Here is a 6,359-nt window from a genome sequence, read left to right as displayed (position 1 = left end):
CACCGCTGCGGGCTTGTCCGAGGCCACATTACGGGTTTCGCCCGGATCGTTGACGAGGTCGTAGAGTTCGTAGACCCGCTCTCCCGTCTCGTCGTGCGTCCAGCGCACCAGGCGGTACTGTTCGGTGCGGATCGCCTGACCCCAGCGGTGCGGGCGGTTGTAGAAGTGATAGGCATAACCGCGCAGGCGCGTCGCGCCATTTTCCAGCACCGGCTTCAGGTTGATGCCGTCCATCGGCTGCGGACCTTTGGGCGCGGGCAAGCCGGCCAGAGCCGCCAGCGTCGGATAGATGTCCACCGTTTCGGTGGGCTGGCGCGTGGAAGCGCCCCTGGCCACGCCCGGTCCGGCAAAGATCAGCGGCTGGTGCGTCGCCTGTTCATAGTTGGTGTGCTTGGTCCAGATCGCATGGTCGCCAAGGTGGTAGCCGTGATCGCCCCACAGGACGACGATGGTGTTTTCGGCAAGGCCGGTGCGCTCAAGCTCGTCCAGCACCTTGCCGATCTGGGCGTCGGTATAGCTGACGCCCGCGTAGTAGCCGTGGATCAGCTTGCGCTTCAGGTCATCGGGATACTGCGCTTCGGGCGTATCGGCGGGGACGGGGGTATAGGCGTTGATCTCGCCGCCCACCTTGCCCGCGAAGGCAGGCGCGCCATCGGGCATCCGTTCGAACTGCGGCATGGGCAGTCTGGCCGGATCGTACATGTTCCAGTACTTCTTCGGCACCGAGAACGGCAGGTGCGGGCGCGCGAAGCCCACCGCAAGGAAGAACGGCTGCGCGCCGCCCTTGAGCGCATCGAGGCGACCGATGGCATAGTCCGCCGTGCGTCCGTCCGCATAGGCGTCATCGGGGACGTCGGGGTCTTCCCACGCGACGCCCTTGGGCAAGGTGCGGGAGAATTCCCAGACGTCCTCATCCGGCAGTTCGAATTCGTTGAACAGCGCCTCTTCCCGCGTGCGGCCGACCGCCAGCGCTTCGGGGGAGACGTATTCGATGACGTGGTCCTTGTGCGGCGGGACCGAGAAGCTCTGCGGATCGCCCACCGTGCCATGGCCGATATGGAAGACCTTGCCGATGCTTTCCGCGCGGTAGCCCGCCTTCATGAAGTATTGGGGCAGGGTCACCGTATCGGGCATGAAATCGCGCAGGTTCATGCCGAAATCGTAGATGCCCGAGGTGGTGGAACGCGCCCCGCTCATCAGGTTGAGGCGGCTGGGCGCACAGACCGCCTGATTGGCGTAGGCAAGGTCGAAACGGGTGCCGCGCGCAATCAGACGGTCGATGTTGGGAGTGATGGCGGTAGGATCGCCATAGCCATGGATCGCGGGCTTCAGGTCGTCGATCAGGATGAAGAGCACGTTTGGACGCGCTGCCGCCTGCGCCTGGGCCCGCGCCTGAGCCTGAGCCTCCTTCGCGAAAGCCTGCGGCGCGCCGGTCAGCATCGTGAATGCGAGCAGCGAGGTAACGGCGCGGCGCGTTCTTTTGCCAAGGTTCATGGGCATTCCCTTTCGTACTTTATCCCGTCGACGACCCATGGCCGCGAAATTCGCCAGCAGCGAATTTCCAATAAACCTCTTACAGCTTGCCCCGCACGCCGAACACGAAGCGGCGATCGGCGGCGCGGTACTGCCCCACCGGACCATCGGCGAAGATGGCCCGTTCGATGCTGGGTTCGTTGGTCAGGTTGATCGCCGAGAAGGTCACGGCGAACCTGTCGTTCACGTCATAGGAGACGCTGGCGTTGATCTGCGCGCGATCGTCCTGATACCAGGGCAGGTTGTTGCTGAGGTCGGTCGCCTCCGTGCGCAGGAACGGATCGCGCCGGGTGTAACGCACGCGCACGTTCAGCCCGTACTTCTCGTAGAACAGCGTGATGTTGTAGTTGTTCTTCGAAAGGTCACGCAGAGGCAACGGCAGCACAGCCGCCGCGCCGCTGCCCGATACGATGCCCGGCACCGTGAAGGTCGCATCGCGCTTGCCGTCCTGATAGGTGTAGTTGGCGATGACGCCGAACCCGTCGAGGAAGCCGGGCAGGTAGGTGAAGCTGTGCTGGAAGGCGACTTCGAGGCCCTTCAGCGTCGCTCCGCCTGCGTTCTGCGGCTGGTTTACGCCCACGCAGACGCCGACATTGCCGGTCAGGTCCACCGCCACCGGGTTGAAGATGCCCGTCGCGCAGTTGTTCGGATCGAACCTGCTGCCCGCCGGATCGATCAGCGTCGGCGCGATCGCCACCGTGGTCACGAGATCGTGGTACTTCTTGTAGAACCCGCCGATCGACAGGATCGAATTGCGATCGAAGTACCATTCCACCGCCGCGTCGAACTGGTCGACGGTCTGCGGCTTCAGTTCGGGATTGCCGGTGCCGACATAGACGTCACCCACCAGCGGGAAGTTCACCGAAGGCGAAAGCTGGGCAAAGTCCGGGCGCCGCATCGACCGGCCATAGGATGCGCGCACGATCACCTTGTCCATCGGTTCGATGGAAAGCATCGCGCTGGGCAGCCAGAACTTGTAGTTCTTCTTGTCGACGATCTGCGAGATCACGCCGCTGGAAATGGCGTTGCCGATCGTGGTCTGGTCTGTGCTGACCCAGCGCACGCCCGCGTTGCCGCGCACGGCCATGCCTGCGATCTCGGTATCGAGGTTCGCCTTGGCATAAAGCGCCACGGTCTTTTCCTTGACCCTGAAGCTGGCGGCATAGTCCTGCGGCGCCACGGGCAGCAGGCCGAACGCCTCGCGCGCGGCTGCCGGATCCTGCGTGACCGATGCGGGCACGATGAAGCCGCCGATGTACTGATATCCGGTGTCGGCAAAGACATCATCCTGCGCGATGTCGAACAGGTCCGGGCGGTCGGCGGCGCTGAAGCCGGGGAAGGTGCGCGATGCCTGGGTGAAGCGATCGCGCCTGGAATTGGACTGGTTGAACCGGGTGCCGATCTCGATCGAGCGCAGCGGGCCAAGGTCCGCGTCCCACTTCACGTCAAGGCGCTGGGCGTTCTCCACGTTGCGAAAGCGCGTTTCGTTGTCGCGCGCGATGAACGCGCTCCAGTAGGCGGGGTTCGCCTTGTTGGCCCACAGCGGGCTGTCCGGGTCGGGCGCGAAGTAGAGCAGGTCGTCGGTCATCTCCAGGATCACCGGCGGGCTGATCTTGCCGCGTTCGTTGTTGAAGTCGGAGCTGGAGGGATCGCTGTACTGCGATACCATTTCGAACCCGGCTTCATCGCTGTTGGACCCGGCGCGGCTGGCTTCGAACTTCACGTTGAGCGCGCCCTTAGTCCATTCGCCGCCGACTGCGCCGATGTAGCTTTCGGTAAAGCGCGTCGGACTGCTGTTGCGCGATCGCAGGCGTGTGTCACCGACAAGGCCGCTGGTCATCAGGCGATAATCGAATCCGCCCGAATTCATCGTGTCGATCTGCGCCTGATCCAGATAGGGCAGTTCGGAGATATCGTTGGGCTGGTGGAAGAAGACGCCGTATTCCGCACCCGTCACTGACTGGTCGATGTACGTGCCGTCGACGAAGAGCTTGAGTTCGGGCGATGCCTGCCACTCGATCGATCCGGTAAGGGACTTGTTCTCGCGGTCGCGCACGGTGTTGAACTGCTGCGCGTAGTTGGGCCGCAGGTACGGATCGCTGGTGCCGTCGCCGTCAAGGTCAACCGTGGTGCGTGCGGCGTAGCGCACGTTCAGGGCATCTTCGCGCACCGTCTGCTTGCTGTAGCCGCCGGACAGGACGATGCCGATTTCACCGATGCCGGTGTCGAAGCTCTTGCCGAAAACGGCGGAAATGCGGGGATTGTAGCTGTCGGAGTATTCGGCATACTCCATCTCGGTACGGATCGACGCGATCGGCGCCTTAAGGCCAAGGCCCTTGTAGGTGCGCAAGTCGACGATGCCGCCCACCGAACCTTCCAGCTGGTCAGCCGTCGCCACCTTGGTCACGGCGACGGATGCGATAAGTTCGGCCGGAACGTCCCCGAAGCTGATGCCGCCGCGGCTGTCGCCCGAAGGCGTCGTGGCGCGTCCGTTGATGAGCACGAGGTTCTGCGAAGAGCCACGGATCGAAACGTTGCTGCCCACGCCCTGCGCGCGGTCGATCTGGATGCCGGAAATGTTCTCCAGCACTTCGGCAAGGTTCTGGTCGGGCAGCTTGCCCACGTCGTCGGCATTGATGACGTCGACGATGTTCACGGTGTTGCGCTTTTCGCCAAGCGCGGTCGCCAGCGATGCGCGAATGCCGGTTACGACGATGTCCTGACCGGCTTCGGGCTCCGCCAGTGTCGTTTCGGTGTCGCCTTGCACATCCTGCGCGCCGGCCACGCCGACATTGAGCGCGGCAAAACCGGCGCCAAGCATAAGGATATGACGGGTTGCCCTCGTATTCAGCATCAAACTTCCCCCATTGACCGACACAGGGATGCAGGTGCCGGCAGTGGCCGCCCACTCCCGTTATCGGGTTGTGGTGCAGCCGTTGCAGTTTGATAGGCAACGGACTTAACGGGCGTCAAGTATTAATATTATAAATAAGAAATCCTATGCGACGCATACTAAGGCCGGGGTGGTGCAGTTTTTGAGATTGGTTCGCAACAACCGATCTGCTAGGCCCCCGGCATGGACCAGCCAGCCGGGACAGTTACGGGACGAAAAGCGTGGGATAACTTTGGCTTCTTCGTCGAAAACCGGGCTGCGCTTGTCCGTTATGCGGCGGCGATCACCGGAGATGCCGCTCAGGCCGAAGACATCGTGCAGGACGCCTGGGGGCGGTTTACAGGGTCCGCGCAGCAGCAAACGATAGACGACCCCAAGCGCTTCCTTTATCGCATCGTGCGCAATCTTGCGCTCGACAGCCGACGGCGACGGGCTCTGGAAGGACGGCTGTTTGCCGACGACGGGGGAGAAGATCTGCACCAGATCGCCAGCGATCAGCCTTCGGCACAGGCGCAGGTCGAGGCGGCCGACGAACTTGCGCGGGTTCTGGACACGGTGGCCGGTCTTCCCGATCGCACGCGCCGGGCGTTCCTGCTGAACCGCGTCGAAGGGCTGACGCTGGTGGAAGTGGGCGCGCGTCTGGGGCTGTCCAAAAGCGTGGCCCATGAACTGGTTGCGACCGCGCTGGAGCGTTGCCGGAAAGCTCTGGGCAGGGGGCGATGACGGGCATGGTGAAAAATTTCCGGAAATCGGCGCGGCTCGTTCGTCAGGAAAGGTACAAGGAGGCCACGCACAGGGGCCGCACATGGGGCCTCACGCGGGGCCTCACGAAAGGGCACACAGGATCCAGACGTTCGATGGGAAGTACGCGGGTTCCATGACCGGAGAAGACAGGAACATGAGCGCGCTCGATCGCGAGGCGGTTGACCTGCTGGTGCGTCTCGACGATCGGCCGGACGACGATGCCCTGCACGCGCAAGTGGCGCAGTGGCAGGAACGTAGCCCGGCGCATCGCGCAAGCTGGGGCAGGGCGCTCGACCTTGCCGCAGCAGTGGAGGCTGCCCTTCCGCTTGCCCTGACGGGAACGCATCCGGACCACATCGCGACCCTTCCTGCTTCGCGCAAGGTCACGCTTTTGAGCGGTGGCAGGAGATGGCAAGGCGGGCTCGTCCGCCGCCGGCGCGTGGTGGCAGCGGTCGCCGCCGCTGCCTGCCTCGGCCTGGTGCTGCTGCCCAACGTGGCGCTGCGCCTGCAGGCCCGCGATATCACCGGGACCGGCGAAGTCAGGCAGGTCGTGCTGGAAGACGGGACCCGCGTGGCCCTTGGTCCGGACAGTGCGCTGGCCTTTGACGTGAATGACAGGCAGCGTTCGGCGCACCTGTTGCGCGGGCGCGCCTTTTTCGACGTTGCGCATGACAAGGATCGTCCGTTCAGGGTGCTTGCGGACGATACCGTGGTCACCGTGCTGGGTACGGCCTTCGAAGTGGATGATATATCGGCGAAGGCTTCCGTGGCGGTGCGGCGGGGTACGGTTGCCGTGAAATATGGCCCGGCGGGCACGATGGTGCTGCACAAGGGTGATGTAGCCACGCGCGGCCCTGACGGCCATGCCCGGCGCGGCTCCGTTCGCGCGGACCGCATCGCCGGATGGATCGACGGGCGGATGTTCGTGAAGGACCGGCCGGTCGGTGAAGTTCTGGAAGATCTGCGCCCGTGGTATCGCGGCTATATCCTCGCGCGTGGCCCCGGACTGGCATCGCGCCGGGTGACCGGCATTTACGATCTGCGCAATCCGGACGCCGCGCTTGCCGCCATCGCAAAGGTCCACCCCCTTCGCGTTACGCGCCTGACGCCATGGGTGAAGATCGTCTCGGTTGAGTGACCTTGCGCGGATAAACCCGAAAAAAAAATCTATTTTTCATGGTGTTGCATG

The 6,359-nt window shown here is 63.7% G+C and carries 4 protein-coding genes; 2 read left to right on the top strand and 2 right to left on the bottom strand.

What is annotated here, in order from left to right; genetic code table 11:
- Together A8V01_RS07660 and A8V01_RS07655 are read right to left on the bottom strand one after the other, a co-directional pair.
- Positions 1-1,494 (bottom strand): sulfatase (locus tag A8V01_RS07660; RefSeq protein ID WP_103095336.1); only part of this gene is annotated, 1,494 nt, incomplete at its 3' end.
- 79 nt (positions 1,495-1,573) lie between these two features.
- Complete coding sequence (locus tag A8V01_RS07655; protein WP_103095335.1) at positions 1,574-4,387, bottom strand: TonB-dependent receptor; 2,814 nt, start codon at positions 4,385-4,387, stop codon at positions 1,574-1,576.
- A 222-nt stretch (positions 4,388-4,609) separates the two neighbouring features.
- Here A8V01_RS07655 and A8V01_RS07650 point away from each other — a divergent pair, with 222 nt between their 5' ends.
- The gene (locus A8V01_RS07650) at positions 4,610-5,149 is read left to right on the top strand and encodes a sigma-70 family RNA polymerase sigma factor (protein WP_103095334.1); all 540 of its coding nucleotides are present in this window, start codon (positions 4,610-4,612) and stop codon (positions 5,147-5,149) included.
- Between the two features lie 175 nt (positions 5,150-5,324).
- Entirely contained in the window at positions 5,325-6,308 is a 984-nt protein-coding gene (locus A8V01_RS07645) for a FecR family protein (RefSeq protein ID WP_170065870.1), read from the top strand.
- Positions 6,309-6,359 lie beyond the last annotated feature (51 nt).

It is taken from the genome of Novosphingobium guangzhouense, assembly GCF_002896965.1.
Classification (GTDB): Bacteria; Pseudomonadota; Alphaproteobacteria; order Sphingomonadales; family Sphingomonadaceae; genus Novosphingobium; species Novosphingobium guangzhouense.
This window is presented reverse-complemented; position numbering and strand designations above follow the sequence as displayed.

What these genes read in the sequence shown, in the direction of transcription:
- A8V01_RS07645 (WP_170065870.1), top strand. Translation starts at nt 5,325, where the DNA reads ATGAGCGCGCTCGATCGCGAGGCGGTTGACCTGCTGGTGCGTCTCGAC.
- A8V01_RS07655 (WP_103095335.1), bottom strand. Translation starts at nt 4,387, where the DNA reads ATGCTGAATACGAGGGCAACCCGTCATATCCTTATGCTTGGCGCCGGT.
- A8V01_RS07650 (WP_103095334.1), top strand. Translation starts at nt 4,610, where the DNA reads ATGGACCAGCCAGCCGGGACAGTTACGGGACGAAAAGCGTGGGATAAC.